22 protein-coding genes are annotated in these 22,521 nt (G+C 63.0%); 6 read left to right on the top strand and 16 right to left on the bottom strand.

The window, feature by feature from the left end; all coding sequences use genetic code 11:
* Nucleotides 1-73: 73 nt before the first annotated feature.
* The 5 genes from ASE60_RS06880 to speB form a co-directional block, all read right to left on the bottom strand.
* Nucleotides 74-1,153, bottom strand: coding sequence for an ABC transporter substrate-binding protein (locus tag ASE60_RS06880; protein WP_057249005.1), 1,080 nt, complete (start codon nucleotides 1,151-1,153; stop codon nucleotides 74-76).
* Nucleotides 1,154-1,264: 111 nt separating this feature from the next.
* Nucleotides 1,265-1,912, bottom strand: a complete 648-nt coding sequence (locus ASE60_RS06875; protein WP_057249004.1) for an amino acid ABC transporter permease — start codon at nucleotides 1,910-1,912, stop codon at nucleotides 1,265-1,267.
* The gene (locus tag ASE60_RS06870; protein WP_057249003.1) at nucleotides 1,909-2,577 is read right to left on the bottom strand and encodes an amino acid ABC transporter permease; all 669 of its coding nucleotides are present in this window, start codon (nucleotides 2,575-2,577) and stop codon (nucleotides 1,909-1,911) included. Before ASE60_RS06870 ends, ASE60_RS06875 begins: the two co-directional genes overlap by 4 nt.
* A 61-nt stretch (nucleotides 2,578-2,638) precedes the next feature.
* On the bottom strand, nucleotides 2,639-3,433 hold the full coding sequence (locus ASE60_RS06865) for a transporter substrate-binding domain-containing protein (RefSeq protein WP_057249002.1): 795 nt from the start codon (nucleotides 3,431-3,433) through the stop codon (nucleotides 2,639-2,641).
* 86 nt (nucleotides 3,434-3,519) lie between these two features.
* Complete coding sequence (gene speB / locus ASE60_RS06860; RefSeq protein WP_057249001.1) at nucleotides 3,520-4,581, bottom strand: agmatinase; 1,062 nt, start codon at nucleotides 4,579-4,581, stop codon at nucleotides 3,520-3,522.
* Nucleotides 4,582-4,804: 223 nt separating this feature from the next.
* Here speB and ASE60_RS06855 point away from each other — a divergent pair, with 223 nt between their 5' ends.
* Both ASE60_RS06855 and ASE60_RS06850 read left to right on the top strand, forming a co-directional pair.
* Nucleotides 4,805-5,851: a LysR substrate-binding domain-containing protein gene (locus tag ASE60_RS06855; RefSeq protein WP_057249123.1), complete on the top strand. Its 1,047-nt coding sequence runs from the start codon at nucleotides 4,805-4,807 to the stop codon at nucleotides 5,849-5,851.
* A gap of 80 nt (nucleotides 5,852-5,931) precedes the next feature.
* Entirely contained in the window at nucleotides 5,932-7,110 is a 1,179-nt protein-coding gene (locus ASE60_RS06850) for an aminotransferase (RefSeq protein WP_057249000.1), read from the top strand.
* A 24-nt stretch (nucleotides 7,111-7,134) separates the two neighbouring features.
* Here ASE60_RS06850 and ASE60_RS06845 read toward each other — a convergent pair whose 3' ends face one another.
* The 7 genes from ASE60_RS06845 to ASE60_RS06815 form a co-directional block, all read right to left on the bottom strand.
* Nucleotides 7,135-7,980, bottom strand: a complete 846-nt coding sequence (locus ASE60_RS06845; protein ID WP_082615760.1) for a DMT family transporter — start codon at nucleotides 7,978-7,980, stop codon at nucleotides 7,135-7,137.
* 212 nt (nucleotides 7,981-8,192) lie between these two features.
* The gene (locus tag ASE60_RS06840) at nucleotides 8,193-9,626 is read right to left on the bottom strand and encodes an aldehyde dehydrogenase family protein (RefSeq protein ID WP_057248998.1); all 1,434 of its coding nucleotides are present in this window, start codon (nucleotides 9,624-9,626) and stop codon (nucleotides 8,193-8,195) included.
* A 16-nt stretch (nucleotides 9,627-9,642) separates the two neighbouring features.
* Nucleotides 9,643-10,377, bottom strand: a complete 735-nt coding sequence (locus ASE60_RS06835; protein WP_057248997.1) for an MBL fold metallo-hydrolase — start codon at nucleotides 10,375-10,377, stop codon at nucleotides 9,643-9,645.
* A gap of 4 nt (nucleotides 10,378-10,381) precedes the next feature.
* Nucleotides 10,382-11,482 (bottom strand): ABC transporter ATP-binding protein, encoded by a 1,101-nt coding sequence (locus ASE60_RS06830; protein WP_057248996.1) that lies wholly within the window; start codon nucleotides 11,480-11,482, stop codon nucleotides 10,382-10,384.
* On the bottom strand, nucleotides 11,479-12,270 hold the full coding sequence (locus ASE60_RS06825; protein WP_057248995.1) for an ABC transporter permease: 792 nt from the start codon (nucleotides 12,268-12,270) through the stop codon (nucleotides 11,479-11,481). Before ASE60_RS06825 ends, ASE60_RS06830 begins: the two co-directional genes overlap by 4 nt.
* Nucleotides 12,271-12,272: 2 nt before the next feature.
* Entirely contained in the window at nucleotides 12,273-13,157 is an 885-nt protein-coding gene (locus tag ASE60_RS06820) for an ABC transporter permease (RefSeq protein ID WP_057248994.1), read from the bottom strand.
* Between the two features lie 104 nt (nucleotides 13,158-13,261).
* Complete coding sequence (locus tag ASE60_RS06815) at nucleotides 13,262-14,359, bottom strand: spermidine/putrescine ABC transporter substrate-binding protein (RefSeq protein ID WP_176907480.1); 1,098 nt, start codon at nucleotides 14,357-14,359, stop codon at nucleotides 13,262-13,264.
* A gap of 116 nt (nucleotides 14,360-14,475) precedes the next feature.
* Between ASE60_RS06815 and ASE60_RS06810 the strand changes: the two genes are divergently transcribed.
* The gene (locus ASE60_RS06810) at nucleotides 14,476-15,093 is read left to right on the top strand and encodes a TetR/AcrR family transcriptional regulator (RefSeq protein ID WP_057248993.1); all 618 of its coding nucleotides are present in this window, start codon (nucleotides 14,476-14,478) and stop codon (nucleotides 15,091-15,093) included.
* Between the two features lie 54 nt (nucleotides 15,094-15,147).
* Complete coding sequence (locus ASE60_RS06805) at nucleotides 15,148-15,540, top strand: nuclear transport factor 2 family protein (protein WP_057248992.1); 393 nt, start codon at nucleotides 15,148-15,150, stop codon at nucleotides 15,538-15,540.
* A gap of 298 nt (nucleotides 15,541-15,838) precedes the next feature.
* Here ASE60_RS06805 and ASE60_RS06800 read toward each other — a convergent pair whose 3' ends face one another.
* The 3 genes from ASE60_RS06800 to ASE60_RS06790 form a co-directional block, all read right to left on the bottom strand.
* A complete protein-coding gene (locus ASE60_RS06800) occupies nucleotides 15,839-16,753 on the bottom strand; it encodes a transglutaminase family protein (protein WP_057248991.1) in 915 nt (304 codons plus the stop codon).
* A 395-nt stretch (nucleotides 16,754-17,148) separates the two neighbouring features.
* Complete coding sequence (locus ASE60_RS06795) at nucleotides 17,149-18,462, bottom strand: FAD-binding oxidoreductase (protein ID WP_057248990.1); 1,314 nt, start codon at nucleotides 18,460-18,462, stop codon at nucleotides 17,149-17,151.
* Nucleotides 18,459-19,826 carry a glutamine synthetase family protein gene (locus ASE60_RS06790; protein WP_057248989.1) on the bottom strand — a complete coding sequence of 456 codons (1,368 nt, stop codon included), beginning with the start codon at nucleotides 19,824-19,826 and terminating at the stop codon, nucleotides 18,459-18,461. The genes ASE60_RS06795 and ASE60_RS06790 overlap by 4 nt, the downstream gene beginning before the upstream one ends.
* 118 nt (nucleotides 19,827-19,944) lie before the next feature.
* Here ASE60_RS06790 and ASE60_RS06785 point away from each other — a divergent pair, with 118 nt between their 5' ends.
* The gene (locus ASE60_RS06785; RefSeq protein ID WP_057248988.1) at nucleotides 19,945-20,637 is read left to right on the top strand and encodes a GntR family transcriptional regulator; all 693 of its coding nucleotides are present in this window, start codon (nucleotides 19,945-19,947) and stop codon (nucleotides 20,635-20,637) included.
* Nucleotides 20,638-20,963: 326 nt separating this feature from the next.
* Nucleotides 20,964-22,067: an aminopeptidase P family protein gene (locus ASE60_RS06780; protein ID WP_082615758.1), complete on the top strand. Its 1,104-nt coding sequence runs from the start codon at nucleotides 20,964-20,966 to the stop codon at nucleotides 22,065-22,067.
* Between the two features lie 80 nt (nucleotides 22,068-22,147).
* Here the strand turns inward: ASE60_RS06780 and ASE60_RS06775 are convergent, their stop codons facing one another.
* A complete protein-coding gene (locus tag ASE60_RS06775; protein WP_156414596.1) occupies nucleotides 22,148-22,405 on the bottom strand; it encodes a hypothetical protein in 258 nt (85 codons plus the stop codon).
* Between the last annotated feature and the right edge of the window lie 116 nt (nucleotides 22,406-22,521).

Here is a 22,521-nt window from a genome sequence, read left to right as displayed (position 1 = left end):
CGGGGAGCGGCCGCAAGGCCTCTCCCCGTCGTTAGGTCGGTGGTTCTCCCCGATGACCGGGGAGCAGGCAGGATCAGCCGACGATCAGCTCGGTCCACTTCTGATTCAGCCAATCCGACTTCGTCTGGTAGAGATCGTAGCGCGGAACGATCGGCTCGATGTCGGACGAAACCGCTGCGAATTCCTTATCGGTGAGATCCGTGACTTCGCGCTTGACGGTCGGCGACGTCCCGACCTTACGCGACAGCGTCGCCTGGATCGAGGGCTGGCACATATAGTCGATGAAGATATGGGCCTCTTCCGACTTCTGCGAGGCACGCGACAGCGCCCAGCAACCGGAATCCTGAATGCCGCCTTCCTTCGGGAAGGTCGAACGAACAGGATGGCCGTCGGCGGCGGCAAGGCCGGTCACGTCGTGATAGTACTGGCCCATCGGGATTTCGCCCGACTTCAGCGACTGCTCGAACTGCGCCTCATCGCGGTACCACAGGCGGACGTTCGGCTTCACTTCTGCGAGCTTCTCGAACGCCTTAAGCAGGCCCTCTTCCGTGTCGAGCGCGTTGGTGCCGCCCATGAAGGTCTTGGCCGTCACTTCGAGCAGGAACGAGTTGGAAACGAGTGCTAGAAGGCCGAGCTTGTCGGCATTCGCCGGATCCCAGAAGGCGGACCAGGAAGTCGGCGCTTCCTTGTAGACGTCGGTGTTGGTCACCAGCGTGATGTACCACGAGACGGCGCCGATGCCGGCAATGCGGCCATCCGGGTATTTATTGACGAAGCGATCGAGCAGGTCCGACGCGTTCTTGATCTTCGCCGTATCGATCGGCGTCCAGAGATCGGTCGACTGGCCTTTCAGCATTGCCACCTGCGACATCATCGAGACGTCGGCCGGCGCCTGGCCGGCGCGGGCGGCCTGTTCGAGCTGGACCAGCCAGGCTTCACCGGTCGGCTCGGCGATCGATTCGACCGCAATGCCGGTCGCCTTGGTGAATTCTGGGAAGATGTTCTTGTCGAACGAATCCTTGAAGTAGCCGCCATAGACGCCGACCTTCAGCGACTTGTCCTGCGCCCGCAGGATCGACGGCATCGCCAGCATGGAAGCGCCGGCAAAACCGGCGCCAAGCAGCGTGCGGCGCTTGATGGGAGTGGTGATCATTCTCGTTCTCCTTTTTTGTTTCGGCGTTGCCCGCCTCGTTCCCTGTTGTATTTGATTCCTTACATGTTTTCAGTCCGGGGCGCGATCAGGAGGCGCCCCAAAATCCGTGGCCTAGTGCGCCGGCGCCCTCCGCTCGAGCATGCGCGCATATTGCGTCAGCGGATAACACAGCACGAAGAAGATCACCGCAACCAGCCCATAGACCGTGAAAGGTTCGAAGGTTGCATTATTGATCGCATTGGCGGTTCTGAGAAGCTCCTCGAAGCCGATGATCGAGGTGAGCGCCGTGCTCTTGATGAGCTGCACGAGGAAGCCGACCGCCGCCGGCCGGGTGATGGCAAAGGCCTGCGGCAGGATGACGAGGCGTAGCTCCTGCAGGCGATGCAGCCCGAGACTGGCGCCGGCATCCCATTGCCCGCGCGGCAGCGCTTCCACGCCGCCACGCCAGATCTCGGCGAGATAGGCGCTGGCATAGAAGGTCAGCCCGAGTGCGGCTGCCGTCCAGGGTTCGATGCGGAAGCCCAGCATCGGCAGACCGAAGAACATCAGAAAGAGCTGCATCAGGAGCGGCGTGCCCTGGAAGAGCGCGATGTAGCCGGAACCGAAGCGGCGCAGCCACGGACGTTCGGAGATGCGGGCCGCGAGGATCGCCAGTCCCACAGCGGCACCGCCGGCGAAGGCGACGGCCGACAGAAGAGCGGTCCAGCGGGTGGCGAAGATCAGGTTGCGCAGGATGTCCCAGAAGGTGAATTCGATCATGACACGCCGGCTCCCAGCACACGCCGGCCGCCGGCAACGAAGAGCCGCCGGACGGCCATCGAGAGGGCGAGGTAAATCAGCGTGACGACGAAATAGGTCTCGAACGAGCGGAAGGTACGCGCCTGCAGGAGATCCGCTTCGTGCGCCAGTTCCCGCACCGCGATCTGCGAGACGACCGCCGATTCCAGCATCATGATGATGACCTGGCTGGTGAGCGCCGGGAAGATCACCTTCAGCGCCTGCGGCAGGATGATCTTGATGAAGACCTGTCGCGGTTTCAGCCCGAGCGCAAATGCCGCCTCGCTCTGCCCCTTCGGCACCGCATCGAGCCCGGCCCCGACGATCTCGGTCGTATAGGCGGCCATGTTGAGCGTCATCGCCACGATCGCCGCGACGATCGGGTCGAGGCGAATACCGAGGCTCGGCAGGCCGAAATAGATGAAGAACAACTGCACCAGAAACGGCGTGTTCCTGACGACTTCGACATAGACGGCCACGGCCTTGCGTAGCACGGCATATCGGCTGCGGCGGGCGGCCGCGAAGAGAATGCTGATCAGGATGCCGAGCACCGTCGTGCAGGCGATCAGAAACACGGTCATAGCCGCGCCATGGGCGATTGCGCCCGCGGCGTCCTTGAGCCAACCGAAGCTGAGGCCGTAGCCCATCGTCGCAACCTTTCGAACAGGTCCGCGAGAAGCAGGGCTCCTCGCGGCCATCAGGCTCTAATTAGTCCTTGAGGTTGTCGGGGTTGAGCGGCGTCTTCAGCCAGGACTCGGAACTCGCGTTCAGCTTGCCATCGGCAAGCATCTTGGCGACCACGTCGTTGACCGCCTTCTTCAGGCCGTCTTCGTTCTTGTTGAGGCCGATATGCGACGGCGAAGTCAGAAGCTGGAACTTCTGCTCCGGCTTCAGCGCCTCCTGGCGCGCCAGCACCTGGGCGCCGACGTCGTTGCCGACGACCATCAGCTGGGCCTGGCCGGAGATGAAGGCCTGGATCACGGCATTGTAGTTGTCGAAGCGCTGAATGTCGGCGTTGGCGGGAGCCGCCTCGGTGAGCGAGGTGTCCTCGAGCGTGCCGCGGTTGACGGCAATGGTCTTCTCGGCAAGGTCTTCCTTACCGGCGACCTTGAGCTCGGCCGGACCGATGACGGCGATGTAGTAAGGTGCGTAGGCGGCGGCGAAGTCGATCACCTCGGCGCGTTCCTTGGAGAAGCCGACGCTCATCAGGATGTCAACGCGCTTGTCGTTGAGATAGGGAATGCGGTTCTGGCCGGTGACGCTGACGAGGTTGAGCTTGACGCCGAGGTCGTCGGCGATCTGCTGGGCGACATCGACGTCATAGCCCTTGATGCTCATGTCGGCGCTGGCCGAGGAGAAGGGCGGGAAGTCGGAGAAGATGCCGACATTGATCTGGCCGGCGGACTTGATATCGGCAAGCGCATCGGCCTTGGCGATGCCGGCGGCCGCACCGAGCATCAGGGCGGCAGCGAATGCTGTCTTCAGTTTTGCATGGATCGTCATGGTTATTCCCCTACCCGGAAGCTTTGTGATTGTGCAGTCTGGTGGTCGGCCGCCGTTTCCGGTCCGGCAGCCGACAAACGTTTGTGTCAGGCGGACTTGCCGGTAATGGCCGGGCTATAGACCATCAGGCTCAAAATCTCGAAGAGCACCTGCGCGCCGGCATGGGCCGTGTTGGTCGTCGAATCGTATTGCGGCGCCACTTCGACGACGTCGCCGCCGACGAGGTTGATGCCCTTGAGGCCGCGGATCAGTTCCAGTACCTCGCGGGTCGTGAGACCGCCCACTTCCGGTGTGCCGGTGCCCGGCGCAAAGCTCGGATCGAGGCTGTCGATGTCGAAGGAGAGATAGGTCGGGCCGTCGCCGACGATCTTCTTCGCCTTCTCGATGATCGCGGGAATGCCGAGGCCGGTCACTTCTTCGGCGTGGACGACGGTCATGCCGGACTCGTAGGAGAACTCCCAGAGATATTCGGCCGAGCCGCGGATACCGATCTGCACGACGCGGGTCGGATCGAGCACGCCGTCGAGCACGGCGTTGCGGAACGGACCGCCATGGTGGAACTTGGTAAGATCGTAGGCGCCGCCGGTGTCGCAATGGGCGTCGATGTGGATCATGCCGACCGGACGCTTCTTGCCGACCGCCTTCAGGATCGGATGGGTGATCGAATGGTCGCCGCCGACCGAGAGCGGAAGAACGCCGGCATCAACGATCTGGTTGATGCGCTTTTCGATATCCTCATGGCTGAGCTCCAGCCGGTAGCGGCTCTGGAACGGTACGTCACCGATATCGGCGACACGCAGTTCCTGCACCGGCGTGCAGCCGAGCACATGGTTATAGGGACCGATGCGCTCGATCGAACGTAGCGCCCGCGGTCCAAAGCGGGAGCCCGGGCGGTTGGTGACGCCGAGGTCCATGGGAATGCCGACGATCGCCACCTGAAGGTTGCCGAAATCCGGGTTTTCCGCATCGACCGGCATGTGCGGCGCGGTCAGGAAGGTCGGGATGCCGGAATAGGGAGCAAGGCGCGTGCCGCTCTTGTTGAAGATCTTGTCGGCAACCTTGCGGAAGGTGGGGTCGAACAGCTCGCCGCCATGGCTTTCGCCGTATTTCGCCTTCAGTTCGGCAAGCTTGTTGTCGTCCCAGGCCATCGGTTCAATCCTCCGTCATCCATAGCCCGAGGCATGCGCGCGAGGCGCCACAGAATTTTGTCTGCGGATGGGGCCGGCTCATCCGGCGCGATCATGTTCCCCAGGCTTTTTCGCCTTTGTTGACGATTATTAGGCGGCAATTCCCCTAGAAAATCAATTGACATTGTTATAGCGTTTCGTGTGAGAAAAATTCACATAACAGCAATTGCCGGAACCGCTCGATTTGTCCAGCCGCCTGCCGCCCTTGAACCCTTTGCGAGCCTTCGAAGCGACGGCGCGACGGGGCTCCGTATCGGCTGCCGCGCGTGAGCTGAACGTCACTCACGGTGCGATCAGCCACCAGATCCGCGCGCTTGAACTCTCGGTCAAGGCGGCCCTCTTTGAACGGGGCGGCAAGCGGCTGAAGCTGACGCCGCAGGGCGCGCTGCTCCTGCCGGCCGTCACCCATGCCTTTGCCGAGATCGCCGCGGCGACGGCGGCGATGACGCGTCCGACGACGAGCGGCGAACTGCGCATTACCTGCGTTCCCGCACTTCTCTCCTTCTGGCTGATCCCGCGGCTGCATCTCTTCACCGAACAGTATCCGGACGTGCGCCTGACGCTGATCGCTTCCAATGACGAGGCCTATCTGCATTCGCCCGATGTCGACGTCTGCCTGATCTATGGCGACGGCAACTGGTCGGGCGCGTGGGCGAAGCTTTGGAGTCGGCTGGAGCTTTTTCCGGTCGTGAGCCCGACACTGCTCAACATGCGGCCGCTGCGCTCCGTGCGGGATCTGCGCGACCACGTGATGCTGCATGGCGACGACGGCCGCGAGTGGAACACCTGGCTCGCCGCAGCCGATGCCAGTGACCTGCAGCGCGGGCGGCAGCATTTCATGAGCGATGCGCGGCTCTCGACCGAAGCCGCGCTGCACAATCAGGGCGTGGCACTCGGCGACACTATCACCGCCGGCAGCCTGATCGCGCGCGGCGAACTGATCGCCCCCTTCGACCTGACCGTGCCTGCCAACGACGCCTTCTTCGTCGCCTGCCGCAACGAGGTGCTGGCCGCCCCGATCGTGCGCATCTTCATCGACTGGATGTTTTCGACGCTCGAAAGCGACCCTATGCCGGAACTGCAGACTTCGGCCCGCACGATTATTCGCAGCCGGGCCTCGAAATTGGAGCCAACAGATCGTAAATCGGGCAAGGACAGCTTTCAGCCGGTCTCGGCGCCGAGCCGCGCCCGCCGCGCCGATCGCCCGCAGAAACGTAAAGCCAAGGCCTGAGGCAGGATGAGGAAAATGTACGCGGTTTTCCGCCCGCATCCTGCTTCAAACCATCGTGATCTAACGCAGGAACACCCGCCATGCCGCATTTCAACCCGCTCGTCGAAAAGCTCTCGCCGCCGCCCGTGCCCTCGGTGCTGGCCTGGGCGAAGTCCTACGACGGCTCCCGTGGCCCGCTGATCGACCTGTCGCAGGCCGTGCCCGGCTATCCTGCGCATCCGGATATGCTGGCATGGCTCGGCGAGACCGCCGCCTCCACCGCCTATACCGGCTATGGCGCGATCGAGGGCGAAGCAGTGCTGCGCGAAGCCTATGCGGCTCATGTCGCCGGGCTCTATGGCGCGGCGGTGACGGCCGACAACATTCACATCACCTCGGGCTGCAACCAGGCCTTCATCTGCACGGCGATGGCGATTGCCGGCGCGGGCGATACGATCCTGATGACCAACCCCTACTACTTCAACCAGGAAACCACGCTTTCGATGCTCGGCATCAATGTCGAGCTCGTACCCTGCGACGCCGGTGCCGGCTTCCTGCCCGAGGTCGACGCGATTTCTGCAGTGCTTCGCCCCGGCATCCGGGCACTTGCGCTGGTCTCGCCCAACAACCCGACCGGCGCCGTCTATCCGCCGGAGCTGCTCGCCCGCATCCACGAGGCCTGCCGCGCCAAGGGTGTCTGGCTGATCCTCGACGAGACCTATCGCGACTTCCTGCCCGACGCGTCCGTCGCGCCGCACGGCCTGCTTTCGAGCGAAGGCTGGCAGGAGAGCTTCATCGGCCTCTACAGCTTCTCCAAGTCCTTCTGCATACCCGGCCATCGCCTCGGTGCCATCACCGCCGGCCCTGCTGTCATCGAGCAGGTGACGAAGATCATGGACAACCTGCAGATCTGCGCGCCGCGCTCGGCCCAGGCCGCCGTCGCCAAGGCCATCCCCGCGCTTGCCGACTGGCGCCAGGCCAACCGCGCCGAGATTGCCGCGCGCGCCGATGCGCTGCGCGATGTCATGAGCCGGTTGCCGAAATGGAAGCTGCAGGCGGTCGGCGCCTATTTCGCCTACGTCCGCCACCCCTTCCCCGATATCGACTCACAGTTCATTGCCGAGAAGCTCGCAAAGCTCGCCGGCGTCGTCTGCCTACCGGGCGATTATTTCGGCGAAGGCCAAGAGAACTACCTGCGCTTCGCCTTTGCCAATGCGGACGCCGAGACGATCCGCAAGCTCGAAGAGCGGCTGGCAAATTTCACACCGCCGGGCCTCTAAGAAGTCAGCAGAAAGCGCGCGGCGTTATCCGCGCCGCGCAATGAGGATGCCGATCAATACGATCGCCCCGCCGATCGCCTGCATCAGGCCGACCGGCTCGGCAAGCAGTATCCAGGCGAGGATCGCCGCCACCACCGGCTGCAAGAGCAGGGTTAGCGACGAAAAAGCAGGCGGCAGATACGCGAGCGCATAGGTGATCGCCACCTGCCCGCCGGCATGGCTGACGAAGGCGAGTCCGAAGAGCATCGCCCAGCCGAAGGCCGTCACCGGGAACAGCGACTGTTCGAAGACAACCGCCATCGGCAGCATGCAGATCGCCGCCGAAGCGGTGCTCCAGATCATGATGCGCACGGTGCCAAAGAGGCTGCGCAGCCGGCCGATCGCCAGGATATAGCCGGCATAGAACATCGCCGCGACGACGGCGACGCCGTCGCCGACGAGGTTGCCCTCGCCCAGCGCCATCGGGCCACCCTTGAGGGTCACCACCCCGGCAACGGCCGTCACGAGGCCAATGACGAAGACGGTGCTAATACGCGCCCGAAACAGAAGCCAGCTTGCGAGCGTCACGAAGACCGGCGCGAGGTTGGCAAGCAGCGTGGCATTGGCGACCGACGTCTTGGTCAGCGCATAGTGCCAGGCCGCAAGATCGATCGCGAGAAACACGCCGGGCAGAATGAGCAGCGCATATTCCGAGAGCTTTTGCGGGCGCCGGTCATTGGCACTCTCCCCGCGAAACCACGACCACGCGAGCAGCGGGATCAGCGCCAGCGCCACCCGCCAGAAAGCGGTCGCCATCGGCCCCACCTCCGACAGCCGCACGAAGATCGGCGAACCGCCGATTGCAGCGCCGCCGATGAGGAGTGCCGCCATGGCAACGCGATTGTGGGCTGTGGAATGCGATGCGTGGGTCACGGGAGATATCCGGAAGGGGCTTGGTAGCCAGAGGCAAGAGGCCCTGAGCGCTTCGCAGCTATCAGATGGGCGCGGCCGGCGACAACCCCTGCTACCACAAAGCCCGAAAGAAAAAACGGCCGCCGCTGGATGCGACGGCCGATTTTCAATGCGTGGCGCTCCACCGCCGCTCAGGCAGCGTCCGGAACGTGCACGGTCTTCACTTCGAGGAAGTCCTCAAGACCGAACATGCCGCCCTCACGACCATTGCCCGACTGCTTGTAGCCGCCGAATGGGCTGCCGTAGCGGTGCGGTCCGCCATTGATATGCACCATCCCGGCCCGCAGGCGTGCAGCGACGCGCTCCGCCCGCTTCGGGTCGCCCGTCTGCACATAGGCGGCGAGACCGTAATTGGTGTCGTTGGCAACGGCGATCGCTTCCTCCTCGGTGTCGAAGGGGATGATCGCAAGCACCGGCCCGAAGACCTCCTCACGGGCGATGCGCATGTCATTGTTGACGTCGGCAAAGATCGTCGGCTTGACGAAGTAGCCGGTCTCGAAGCCCTCCGGCTTGCCGGCACCGCCGACGAGCAGACGCGCGCCCTCGGCAATGCCCGCCTCGATCAGCGCCTGCACCCGGCCAAACTGGACGTGGCTGACGAGCGGGCCGATATGGCTGCCTTCCTTGGTCGGATCGCCCACATTTGCCTCGCGGCCGACGCGCTTGGCGATCTCGACCACCTGGTCGTAGACGCTGCGCTCGACCAGCATGCGGGTCGGCGCGTCGCAGGATTGGCCGGAATTGTTGAAGCATTCGAGCACACTGCCGGTCACGCGATCTTCGAGATCGGCATCGGCAAAGACGATGTTCGGCGACTTGCCGCCAAGTTCCAGCGTCACGCGTTTGACGGTCTCGGCCGCATCCTTGCTGACGGCGATGCCCGCGCGCGTCGAGCCGGTGAACGACATCATGTCGATGTCGCGGTGCTTGGAAAGGGCAGCACCCGCATTGATACCGTCGCCGTTGACGAGGTTGAAGACGCCGGCGGGGAAGCCCGCCTCATCGATCATCTCGGCATAGAGCATGGCGTTGAGTGGCGTGAATTCGCTCGGCTTCAAGACGCAGGTCGAACCGGTCGCAAGCGCCGGCACCACCTTCAGCGCGATCTGGTTGATCGGCCAGTTCCACGGCGTGATCAGGCCGCAGACGCCGATCGGCTCGCGCAGGATCACGTCGCCGTTCGGCAGCCGGTCGCGGGTCTTCAGGCGCTTCAGCGCATCGATGAAGCCTTGCAGGTGGCCGACGCCGACATCGGCCTGCTGCTCGCGGGTCATGGTCTTCGGCGCGCCGAGTTCCATGGTGATGGTGTCGACCATCTCGTCATAACGGCGCGTGTAGACGGCGAGCAGTTTTTCGAGCAGCGCCAGCCGTTCTTCGACGCTTGTCTGGCTATAGGTGACAAAGGCCTTCTTGGCGGCGGCCACGGCCCGGTCAATGTCTTCGGCCGTGCCCATCGAGATCACCGCAACAGGCTTTTCCGTCGCCGGGTTCAGGACCTCGAGGTCGTTGGCGACGATGGGATCCACCCAGGCGCCATTGATGTAGAACTTGCGTTTGTCGAGCATTCGCTCCTCCTTCCCGTCAGTTTGTCTTTTGTTTTTCAGCAAGCCAGTCGCGGATAAGCGCTCTGTAACGCTCGCCGGAAAAGCTCGGAAAATGTCCGCCGTGAACGATACGCGCGGGTACCTTCAGCAGCCGTTCCATCGACGCCAGGTAGTCGTCGGCATTGGAATGATAGGTGTCCTCGATCAGCGGCCCATCGTAGACGATGTCGCCGGAGAACATGATGCCGGTCTTCGCCTCGAAGAGCGCGATACCGCCGGGCGAATGGCCAGGCGTATGGATCACGTCGAAGACCCGGTCGCCGAGATCGATATGATCGCCGTCTTCCAAAAGCCGCGTCGCCGGCGCCGCCTTCACCGCGTAGGTGGTGGAGGCATAGGGTTCGGGCGGCAGCGCGTCAAAGATCTCGTCGGCGACGTAAGGGTCGGCGAGCGTGTTCTTGCGCGTCGGATGGGCGAGAAGCTGCGCTTCCGCCGCGTGCACGCAGCGGCAGTCGAACTCGTGATGGCAGCCGATATGGTCGAAGTGGGTGTGGCTGGCGACGGCGGTCAGCGGACGCTCGGTGACGAGCGGCACCCATTCCCTCAGCGACACCACGCCCATGCCGCTATCAACAAGCATGTCGCGGTCGCGGCCGCGCACGTGCCAGATGTTGCAGCGATAGAACTCCTGGATGTAGGGCTCGTCGATGGCGGTGACGCCGTCGTCGAGCCGCCGCACGCGATACCAGTCCTTGGGGGCAATTCTCTGCATGGTGCTACGCATGTCCGCCTGTGGCGGGCAAGGCTACGACGTCGGCAGCGCGCACTGCAAGTGGCACGATCTCGCCTTCGCGCACGCTTGCCGATTGCGGCAGATGCGCCACCAGCGCCCTGGTATCCGTGGCACAGGGCTGCAGATGGCAGCGATAATGGGTGCCGAAAAAGGCGCTGCCGGCGACCCGTGCCTCGCCGAGCGCCACGGTCGGTCCTTCCGCCCGGTCGTCGGCGCGGAAATGCTCCGGCCGGATGGTGAGCGTGATGCGGTCACCGGCCTTCGGCGACGATGCCGTGAAATTCTGAGCAGGCAGCGCCAGGCTGCCGAGCGCGGTCTCAACCCGGGCGGAGCTCGCATCCGCCGCCGCAACACGGCCGGAAACGAAGTTGACCTCGCCCATGAAGCCCGCGGAAAACAGCGAACGCGGCCGCATGTAGACCTCCGAGGGCGGGCCGAAATCCTCGATCCGCCCCTGGTTCATCACGACGATGCGGTCGGCGATCGCCATCGCCTCTTCCTGGTCGTGGGTCACGTGCACGAAGGTCGTGCCGACCCGCTTCTGGATCGCCTTCAGTTCGTCCTGCATCTGGCGGCGGAGTTTGAGATCGAGCGCGCCAAGCGGCTCGTCGAGCAGAAGCACATCCGGGTCGACGGCAAGCGCCCGAGCCAGGGCTACACGCTGGCGCTGGCCGCCCGAGAGTTCATGCGGCCTCTTGCCGGCGGACGCCTTTAAGCCCACGAGGTCGAGGAAGCCCAGTGCCTTTTCGTCACGCTCGGCCTTGGCAAGGCCGCGCATTCTGAGGCCGAAGCCGACATTGTCGACGAGGCGCATATGCGGAAACAGCGCATAGTCCTGGAACATCGTCGTCGTCGGGCGCTTAGACGGCGCCACATAGGTCATGTCCTGCCCGCCGATCGTCACCCGACCCGAGCTTGGCGACAGAAAGCCGCCGAGGATCGACAAGAGCGTGGTCTTGCCGCAGCCGGACGGCCCGAGCAGGACGATGAATTCGCCGGCCCGGATGTCGAGGGAGACGTTGTCCAACGCCGTGAAGGCGCCGAAGATCTTGCTGACGTTTTCGATCGTGACGGAAGCGGTCATTGTTTTTTCGTCCTTCCGAACAGGGAAAGCTCAAGGATGAAGAGCACGGCGACGGAGGCGAGAAACACCAGCGAACCGATGGCATTGGTCTTGGGGTTGAGGCCAGAGCGCAGCATGCTCCAGATCTCGACAGGCAGCGTCACGTCGAAGCGCGATAGCAGGAAGGCGATGATGAATTCGTCCCAGCTGAAGGTGACGGAGAGGAAGAAGGCGGCAAGGATCGAGGGCATCAGCATCGGTGCCGTCACCAGCGCCATCACCTTGAAATCGCTGGCGCCAAGGTCACGCGCCGCCCGCTCGATGTTGATGTGATGATCGCCCATCGAGGCGTAGATGATGGCAAAGCAGAGCGGCAGGTTGATCACCACATGGCCGATCCCGACCGTCATCAGCGACAAGGGAACGTGCAGTGCATTGAGCACTGACAGCAGCCCAAGCGCGATGATCAGGTAGCTGACCGTCATCGGCGCGATCAGCAAGCCGCGCTGCAGGGCCGAGCCCGGCAGCTTGTAGCGCGCCAGCGCATAGGCCGCGAGGAAGCCGAGCAGCACCGAGATGACCGAGGAGGCAAGCGCCACGACCATTGAGTTGCCGAGCGCTGCCATCAGCTTGCGGTCGGCGAAAACCGCCTCGTACCACTGCAGCGAAAAGCCGTTGAAGGGCGGCACCGGCAGCCGGCCGTCCTGGAACGAAAAGAGCACCAGCACGGCAACCGGCAGGAAGATGAAGGCGTAGACGAGGACGAGATAGGTCCAGGACAGAACGCTTGCGGAGATCTTGCGCAACATCGTCAGGCCCTCTCGATCTTCAGCCAGCGGGCGCAGGCAACGTAGGCGACGGTGACGGCGAGCATCAGCACGATCGACAGCGCCGCGGCCATCGGGAAATCCGCCCTGCGCCCAAGCTGCAGCATGATGATCTGCGGCAGCACCAGCTCGTTGTTGCCGCCGAGGATCTGCGGCGTGACATAGTCGCCGATGCAGAGCACGAAGGTGAGAAACGCGCCGGTCATGATGCCGGGCAGGGTCAAGGGCAGCACCACGTGCCAGAAGGTCTGGAAGGCATTGGCGCCAAGGTCGGCGGCCGCGCGGCGGTAGTTGGGCGACAGCTGGATCAGGTTGGAATAGATCGTCAGCGTCAAAAGCATGACGAAGAAATGTACGAAGCCGATGACCGTCGCCGTGCGGGTGCTGGCAAGCTCCAGCGGCTCGGAAATCAGCCCGATGTTCATGAACATCTGATTGATCACGCCGTTCTTCGACAGAACCAGCAGCCAGGAATAGGAGCGGACCACGTAGGAGGTCCAGAACGGTAGGATGGCCAGGATCAGCGCCATGCGCTGCAGCCGCTTCGGCACCCGCTCGGCGATGATCCAGGCGAGCGGATAGGCAAGCAGCACCGAGATCACCGTCACGATGACGGTGATTTCCAGCGAATTGACCAGCCCCTGGAACAGCGCGTTCTCGGAGAAGAAGCGCGCGTAGTTGTCGAAGTTCCAGACGCGGACGAGCTCCCGCCCTTCCCGCTTCCAGAGGCTCATCGCCGCCATAAAGGCGAAGGGCACGACGAAGAAGGCGGCGGCCCAGAGCAGCGCCGGGGCAACGAAGCCCCAGGCCTTGCGCCGGTCGGCGTCTTCGAGCGCTGTCGCTGATGTCAGGGTTCCGGCGTCTGCCATGGCTATCCCGGGGCTCAAGGGTTGCGGGGCATGGTTTGCCCTCGTTCGCCGCCAAGGCGGCGTTGATCAGGCGAACGCGATGCCGATCGCATCCGCCCTTGTCGTTACTGCTGCAGCATCTCCGTCCAGGCGTCCTGGAACTGCTGGTCGAGTTCGGCCGACGGGATCGGATAGAGCTGCGTCTTCTTCAGGTATTCGGCCTGCTCGCTGAAGCGCAGCGCCGTCTTCTGCTGGTCGTTCAGGAATTCACCCGCCTTGGCGTTGGCCGGCATCGCCCAGTAGCAGGACGAGGTCGCAAGCCGCGCCTGGCCTTCCGGACTCAAGATGTACTGCACGAATTTCAGCGCCAGATCCTGCTTGGTCGAATCCTTCATGACGCCGATCGATTGCGCCCAGCGCACCGCACCCTGCTCCGGAATGGTCCAGTCGAGGCTCGGCTTGTCGGCCGAGAGAACCGCGGTGATCCACTCGCCGCCGCCGACGAGAATGTCGACTTCACCGGTCGCAAGCGCCGTCTGCGAGGACACGACGTCGCTCACCTGTTTCGACACGGCGCGCATCGCCGCAAGCTTTTCCTTGATCGCCGGCATGTCCGCTTCGGTCAGCTCGGAGGTCTTCTTGCCGAGGCCAAGCCCGACGAGACCGATCATCGGCAGATAGTAGTCATAAAGCGCGATGCGGCCCTTGTACTTGTCCGACCAGATGACCGACAGGTCCTGCATGTCCTTCGGGTCGACCTTGGTCTTGTCGTAGGAAATCGTGTTGTAGCCGAACTTCTCGGTGACGGCGTAGGTCTTCCCGTCCTTGGTGTTGTTGGCCTCCATGCGGACTTCCGGGAAGATGTCGGCGGTCGGCAGCGCATCGGCAGGCATTTCGGCGAGAAGATCGAGATCGATGGCGCGGTGCACATCAACGCCGTCGATGACGAGCACGTCCCAGTCGCCGGGCTGCGATTGGTCGAGGATCGAGAGCCCTGCCCCGGTGCCCTCATAGACCTTGACGTTGACCTTGACGTCATTGGCCTTCTCGAACGGCTCGAGCAGCGCCGGATCGGTGTGGTCGCACCAGACGAGCGCATTGAGCTCTTCCTGGGCGAAGACGGGTGCAGGCGCTGCAACCGCCGACAGCGTGGTGATCGCGATTGCGGCGCTGGAGGAGAGAAAACGGCGCAGGGGCGCACCGTCACGAACTGACTGCATCATGCTGTTGCCCTCATGGTTTTGACGCTCGTTTCGGCGTCTTCAAAAAAAGATTGAATGAATTCATTTTTTAAGTCAATCTCAATTTTGAACCAATTCATAATTCGGGGAAACATCAGATGACGGGACTGCGCGCACGGCAAAAAGCCGATCGGAACCGGCGGATTCTTGACGCCGCCGCCGTGCTTTTTCGCGAAGTCGGCTATGACAGCGCGCGCATCGAGGACATCGCCGAGCGCGCCGAGATCTCGGTCGGGACCTTTTACAACTACTATGAAAACAAGGGCGACATCCTGCTTGCCACCGTGTCGATGGAAGTCGAGGAAGTGCTCACTGCCGGCCGCTCGATCGTCGACAACCCGCCCGCCTCCGTCATGGGTGCCCTGGACGCGCTGATCGGCGAATACTACGACCACTCGCTCTTCTATCTCAGCAAGGAGATGTGGCGCACCGCCATGGCAATTGCCATCCAGCAGCCCGATGGCCCGTTCAGCAAGCGCTATACGGAACTCGACCGCCGGCTCTGCGATCAGATCTCGACCCTGATCCTCAAGCTGAAGGCCAAGGGTGTCGTCGCGCTCGATATCGACGCCGAGGCGGTCGGCGAGATGTTCTTCAACAATCTCAATATGATGTTCACCGAGTTCGCCAAGCGCGAACCAATGACGCTCGACGACCTGAAAGCCCGCGTTTCCCGCCAGAACCGTCCGCTCGCGACACTGATCTCGGCCCGCTGACCATCACAAAAACACGACCGGAGCAAATCTGCGCCCGGAAAAAGAGGAAACACGATGCAGGATCTCGAACAGTCGGTGCTTTCCGCCGCCGACCGGCTGGTTGCCGCCTTCGCGCGGCACGACCGCGCTTCCTATTTTTCGGCCTTCGCGCCGGATGCCACCTTCATCTTCCACACGCTGGACCGGCCGCTTCTGAGCCGTGCGGCTTATGAGGCGGAATGGGCCCTCTGGGAGGAACGGGATGGTTTTCGGGTGCGCGCCTGCCGTTCGAGCGAACGGCATGTGCAGGCGGTGGGTGATGTCGCGGTCTTCACGCACCGCGTCGAGACGGAACTGGAATTCAATGGCGAACCGGCGACGGCGGACGAACGGGAAACGATCGTGTTCCGGCGGGCATCGTCAGGCGATTGGATCGCCGTGCACGAACATCTGTCTCGCCAAAGCTGAATCAAGAAAGATCAGAAAGCGCCCACGACGACGGCGCTGACGAAGGAGAATGCGGCCACGATCGCAATTGCGTGCGGGACCAGATGGACGAACGACCGGCGCTGGGGTGCTGATGCATAAGCCGCGTATCGGGATTGGACCATCGGCCTCGAAGCGTTCATCGCGTCTCTCCGTCATTCACTCGCGGGATTTAGTCCGCCTTCTCTCTTGTTCTCCTATATTATCGATTGAGTTTATAGATATTATTTTCCGCTAAATGCGCATGTCGTAAAAAATCGGTTCGGCGAAACCGCCGTCGTTAATGGCGATTGCGGTCGCGGTCCAGGAGGTGTTTCGACCAGGTTTCGCTGAACCACGGGGTCAGCAACGAAACATCGGAGCCGTGATGCGAGCGCGTGAGCGCACTGTCGGCCTCGACACAGGTCCAGACGGTGAAGGCGGTCAGTTCGTGTTTGCCGAAAGTCTGGATCAGCGGAATGTCGGCCGCGTCACGGCCGCGAGCGACCGCAATCCGCCCTGCCCGTCGCTGATTGTTCTTGGCGTCGAACGTATGCCAGCGATCTCCAAGAAAGACTTCGAACCACGCGTTGAAATCCATCGGCGCCGGATGATCGCTCTTCGGGATGTCGGCCATGTAGCCGTTCACATAGCGCGCCGGCATGTTCATGCAGCGGCAAAAGGTGATCGCCAGATGCGCATAGTCGCGGCTGACGCCGACGCGATCCTCATGGGCTTCGAGCGCGGTGCGCATTGCCTGGGCATAGCCGTAGCTGAAGACCAGGCGCTCATGCACATAGTCGCAAATCGCCTGCACGCGCTGCCAACCGGCAGGCACATCTCCGAACAGTCGCCACGCGAGCGTACCGAGCCGATCCGTTTCGCAGTAACGGCTGGCCGCGAGATAGGGTAGCCAAGCGGCCGGCAGGTTTTCGACCGGCACAGCATCCGCCAGCGGATCGGAGGCGTCGAGCCTGCCGTCATCCTCGATCACCGCGTCATAGGAGAGCTTGAAGTCGCCTTCGGGCACGGTCATCCGGAAACATGTATTGCCATGCGGATCGGTGATCTCTTCCATCTTCACGATTGGCATGGAAACCGGCCCATGTTCGCGCCGAAGGGTTGCGCGCCGTTCCGGCACGACGGAAAGATAGGTCATCATCGGGGTCGGTTGCGGGCAACGAATGCCGATTTCATAGCCAAAGCGCACGAACATCTCGAGGCCTCCCAGGAAATCAATCGGGAGTCATATGCTCCCCGCCTGCCTTGCCCGCAGAAATGCGGGCCCTCCTTGGTATCCGTTTGCATACGAACGCCGCTCCCACGGACCGGCCGCATGCCAAAGATGCAACGGGCCCTTCGAACGGGCGAACCGATGCGCTACAGCGCCGCGCGTCTTATCGGACGCGCAAAGGTCGCTGTAGCACTTTGATTTTCTGCATCCTCAAATCGGCGACGATTTGAGGAACCGTGCAGTAAGGGATTAATACTAGCGCATCAGCCGGCAAGGCGGAATTACACTCCGCGGGAAATCTGCCATTCGACTCGCGCGCAAGGGGCGTGGCCGGCTTTATGGCAAGCCACCCCATCACAGAGCATCGGCCTTTTGCCCTACAATCCGACCGCGTCCTTGAACTGGTACCACCAGGAACCGATCGTCGAATATTGCGCCCGGAACATGCGCCCGCCCGGGAAGGGATACCAGGGCAGCTTTTCGAAGACGTCGTAGCGCGTGGTGTCGCCATCGATCGCTTCGGCGAGTGTGCGGCCGAAGAGATGCGATCCGGTGACCCCATGGCCGCTGTAGCCGTGGGCGAAATAGGTGTTGGAGCCGATCCGGCCCATCTGCGGCACGCGCGTGAAGGAGAGCGCGAAATTGCCGCTCCACGCATAGTCGATCTTCACGCCCTTGAGCTCAGGGAACACCTTTTCAAGATTGGGCTTCAGCTTGGCGACCACATCGGCCGGATCGGTGCCACCATAGACGGTGCCGCCGCCGAAGATCATCCGCTTGTCGGCGGAAAGCCGGAAGTAGTCGAGAATATAGCGCACGTCCTCGACGCACATGTCGCTCGGGATCAGCGAATGGGCGAGCTCTTCGCCGAGCGGCGCCGTCGTGATCATCTGCGTCGAAACAGGCATGACGCGCGAAACGAGCTTCGGCACCGCGTCGCCGAGATAGGCATTGCCGCAAAGCACGACAATACGTGCCGAAACCTCGCCGCCTTCGGTATAGACGGTCGGCCGCGCCGCCTCGTGGTCGACGCGCGTCACGGGCGACTGTTCGTAGATCGTGCCACCGATGCTTTCGAGCGCGCGCGCCTCGCCGAGCACGAGATTGAGCGGATGCATGTGCCCACCGGTCGTGTCGAGCATGCCGCCGCAATAGGCATCCGACGTGACGAGCTTGCGAAGCGCGTCACGATCGAGAAGCTGGTGATCGTCCATGCCGTATTTGCGCCAGAGCGCCTGCTTGGCTTCGAGTTCCTTCATATGCGCCGGCGTATAGGCGGCATAGATGTTGCCCGGCTTCAGGTCGCAGTCGATCTGATACTGGCTGACGAGACGACGGATGATCTTGCCGCCTTCCTGCACCAGCCCGCCGATGAAGCGCGCGGCGTCGTCGCCGTAGCGGCGCTGGATCGTCGATAGGCTGGCGTTGAGGCCGTTGACCACCTGGCCGCCGTTGCGGCCGGAAGCACCCCAACCGACCTGGGCGCCCTCGACGACGACGACCTTGTAGCCTTTTTCCGCAAGGTGGATCGCCGTCGACAGGCCGGAGTAACCGGCACCGACAACGCACACGTCGGTCTCGACGCGGCCCTGAAGTCGGACCGGCGTGCGGATGATGTTGCGGGATGCGGCGTAGTAGCTGGTCGGGTAGCTGCCGTCGCCGGCATAGGAGTTCTGTTTCGTGACCATCAGACAATTTCCAGATAGGCGCTGAATTCGTAATCCGTGACCTGCTCGGCAAAGCCTGCAATCTCCTGGCGTTTGCAGGCGATCAGCATCGAGCGCAGCACGGGATCGAAAATTTCGGCGGCAATCGGTCCTGCCTCGAAGCTATCGACCGCTTGCCCCCATTCCGAGGGAATTTTGGGCAGTTTCTCCGCTGCATAGGCCCGACCCGAAACAGGCGCCGGTGGCTTCCACTTGTTGCGGATGCCAACGAGGGCAGCGCCGAGGATCGCGGCGATGACGAGATAGGGATTGGCGTCGGCTCCGGCGACGCGATGCTCGATGCGGCGCGCGGCCGGATTGCCGCCTGGAATGCGGATTGCCGAGGTGCGGTTCTCATAGCCCCAGCAGACGGCCGTCGGCGCGTGCGTGTCCGGCCTGAGCCGCCGGTAGGAGTTGAAATGCGGCGCAAACAGCAGCGTCGTCTCGGCCATGCCGCGCAAGAGGCCGGCAACGGCGTTCTTCAGCATTGGCGAACCTTCGTCGCTGCCGTCGTTGAAGACGTTGTTGCCCTCCTCGTCGAGCAGGCTGAAATGGATATGCATGCCGTTGCCCGACCGTGTGCCGTAGGGCTTGGCCATGAAGGTGGCGGCGAGGCCATGCTTGCGCGCGACACCCTTGACGATGCGCTTGAAGAAGATGGCGTCGTCGGCCGCCTTCAGCGGGTCGTCGGTGTGGAGTAGATTGATCTCGAACTGGCCGATGCCGTTCTCGGCGATCGCCGCATCCGCCGGCACGTTCTGCCGGGCACATTCCTTGTAGACGTCCGAGAAGAACTCGCCGAAATCGTCGAGCTCGTCGATCGACAGGATCGCATCGGAATCGAGGCGCTTGCCGGTATAGGGCGAGATCGGCGGCACCGCGCTGTCGGGCTCCGGATCGATCAGGTAGAACTCCAGTTCGGTCGCAACGACGGGGCGAAGACCGAGTTCCTGATATTCGCGCACGACCGCCGCCAGCGCCTGGCGCGGATCGGCAAGAAACGGCTTGCCGTCCTCAAGCTGCAGCCAGAGCGGCACCAGCGCGCTCGGTCGCGAAGTCCAGTTGACCGGCAGCGCGCCGCGGCCGGTGACACCGCAGATACCGTCGCGGTCGCCGCTGGCGAACACCTGCTCGCTGTTGATGATATCCTCGCCCCAGACATCGACCCCGACGATCGAGAGCGGCATGCGGATGCCGCCGCCGAGCACCTTCGCCGCCTGCTCCACCGGCACGCGTTTGCCCCGCATGATGCCGTTGAGGTCGCAGACCACCGCCTGGATACTTTCGATCGGCCCGTTCTGCTCGAGCCATGCCTTGAATGCGCTGGGGTCTTCCGCGTCGAGCGACATATCGCAAATCTCTTTTTGTGATCACATTTTGTGATAGTTGACATAATTCAGGAATTGGAGTCAAGCATCGGCAATGGTATCAGGCGCATGAAGGACGCCAGGCAGAAGGAATGCGATCGTGAAACCCCTTGTTTTGCCGCCACTTGCCCGACCCGACGGCATGACCACGCATGACTATGCCTTCAACCGGCTGCGCCAGGCGATCATGGTCGGCGCTTTCCGCCCCGGCACATCCGTCACCATCCGCGGCCTTGCCGAAGCGCTCGAAAGCAGCCCGACGCCGGTACGCGAGGCGCTACGTCAGCTGACATCGATCGGCGCGCTGCAATTCCTTGAGAACCGCCGTATCGTCGTGCCGCACATCACGCCCGCGCGGTTCGAGGAACTGATCTTGCTCCGCATCGCGCTCGAAAGCCATGCCGCCCGCCGGGCCGTCGCCCATCTCTCCGAGCGCCAGATCGAGAAAATTACGGCAATCGATGACAGTATCGAGACGGAAATCCGCAAGGGGAACAAGGTGGCAGCGCTGATCGCCAACCAGGCGTTTCATCGGATGATCTACTCGGCCAATCCCGACCCGGTCGCCATGCCGCTGATCGAAAGCGTGTGGCTGCAACTCGGGCCCATCCTCGGCATCGCCATGGAGCATGTCACCGAGCTCTACGTGGTCGATCGTCATCGGGAGGCCATCGATGCCCTTAGGCGGCGCGACGAGGAGGCCGTTGCCGATGCGATCGCCGCCGACATCCGGGAGGGGATCGGCGGCTTCGATCAGCAGGCGGTCGCGCGCCTTCTGCGGCTGGCGGCCTGAGCCGACGGCAGGCCACGGCCTCATAAATTTTAGTGTGACTAAAATTCCGTATTGACAACGCTCAGGCACGGCACCAAAGTCGTGAAAATACAGATGCATAGCGACGGGAGGCGCGAGCCTTCCGGCCCAATGCCCGCGCATTCGAGGGGGAGGAGTCCGCTTGAAGAGCCAAAGATTTTCAGCCTGGGGCAACACCTGCGCCGGCCTATAGCATTCCCCAAAACCGCCACATCACGCCGGTCGGCCCGGCCACCCCATCCGCCCGTCGATGAGCGCTACAGCCGCGTGAATGGCGAGCGCATCCTCAAGCCAGAACTGGAAACATCATGAACGAACTCACCAAGAGCCGTTTTGCTGCGCTCCGCCGCAAGATGGCCGAAAGCAAAGTCGGCCTCGTCGCGCTCGCGCCCGGATCGCACATGGATTGGCTGATCGGCTACCATCCGCATCCGGACGAGCGCCCCTGCCTGCTTCTGATCGGCCCGGAAAAGGAAGCCTTCCTGATGCCGGCCCTCAACGCCGAGGGCACGCGCGAACACACCGACATCGCCTTCCACAACTGGGCTGATGACGTGGGCCCGACCGATGCTCTGACGTCGGCCCTCGCCGATGTCGGCGCGACTGCACCTGGCCGCATCGTGCTCGACGAGACCATGCGCGCCGATTTCGCCCTGCTGCTGATCGATGCCCTGCCAGAGGATACCGCGCGCGAATTCACCCCGGCAACGCTCGGCGCCCTGCGCATGCGCAAGGACAAGAGCGAATACGCCCTTTTGAAGATGAATGCCGGCATTGCCGACCGCGCCATGCAAGCGGCCTTTTCCAAGATCCGTCCGGGCATGACCGAGAAGGAACTGGCCGCTGAGATCCGCGGACACTTTTCCTCGGAAGGTGCGGCACCGGCCTTCTGGATCGTCGGCGCTGGCGGCAATGGCGCCTTCCCGCATCATTCGGCGAGCGAACGGGTGATCGAGGAAGGCGATGCCGTCGTCATCGATATCGGCGGCCGCAAGCAGGGTTTTCCGAGCGACATCACCCGCATGGCAATCGTCGGCCGCGCCCCTGAGGGATACGGCCAGATCCACACCATCGTGGAAAGGGCCGTGCAGGCAGCGTTGAAGGCCGCCCGTCCCGGCGTGCTCGCCAAGGACGTCGACGCGGCCGCCCGCAAGGTGATCAGCGATGCCGGCTACGGCGAATACTTCGTTCACCGCACCGGTCACGGCATGGGCATCGACGGTCATGAGCCGCCCTACATCACCGCGACCTCGGAAACCGTGCTGGAAGAAGGCATGGTCTTCTCGATCGAGCCCGGCATTTATCTTCCCGGCCGCTTCGGCATCCGGCTTGAGGATATCGTCATCCTGCGCGAAGACGGGCCGGAGGTTCTCTCTTCCCTCCCCCGCGACGTGCACGTCGCCACAGTCTGATCAAACAAGGTCTGATCAAAGCTGCGGCGCTCTCGGGCGCCGCTTCTCTTTGTTCGGTTCGCTCGGCAGCACAGCAATGCCTATTGGGTCGGCCGCTTGCGGGGTTTCGACGTCGTGTTGCCGACTGGACCATCCTGGCCGGGACGTTGCCTGTAGGCTGGCTGCCGCTGTTCGACCGGCGGCCAGATCCAGTAATAGCCATAGGGCTTGCGCTGGACCCCCTCGTAATACTCGCCCTTTCTGGTGCGCATCTGCGCTTCCGCATCGCCCGCGACGCTCGTCACGGCAAAGACCGCGCCCACCATGGCGATGGCAAACAGATATCCCGATTTCAACATCGTCAAGCTCCTTGCCTCCTGTCTACGCCGGAAGCGTGCGAGGTCAACCACCTGCGCGTTCCATCAGTTCCTGCTTGACGACCTCTCGCGCCTTATCCATAGTGGTGAGATGTCAG

This window comes from Ensifer sp. Root278 (genome assembly GCF_001429285.1).
Classification (GTDB): domain Bacteria; phylum Pseudomonadota; class Alphaproteobacteria; order Rhizobiales; family Rhizobiaceae; genus Ensifer.
Note: the sequence above shows the minus strand (reverse complement) of the source record. Positions and strands in the feature narration are given on the sequence as shown.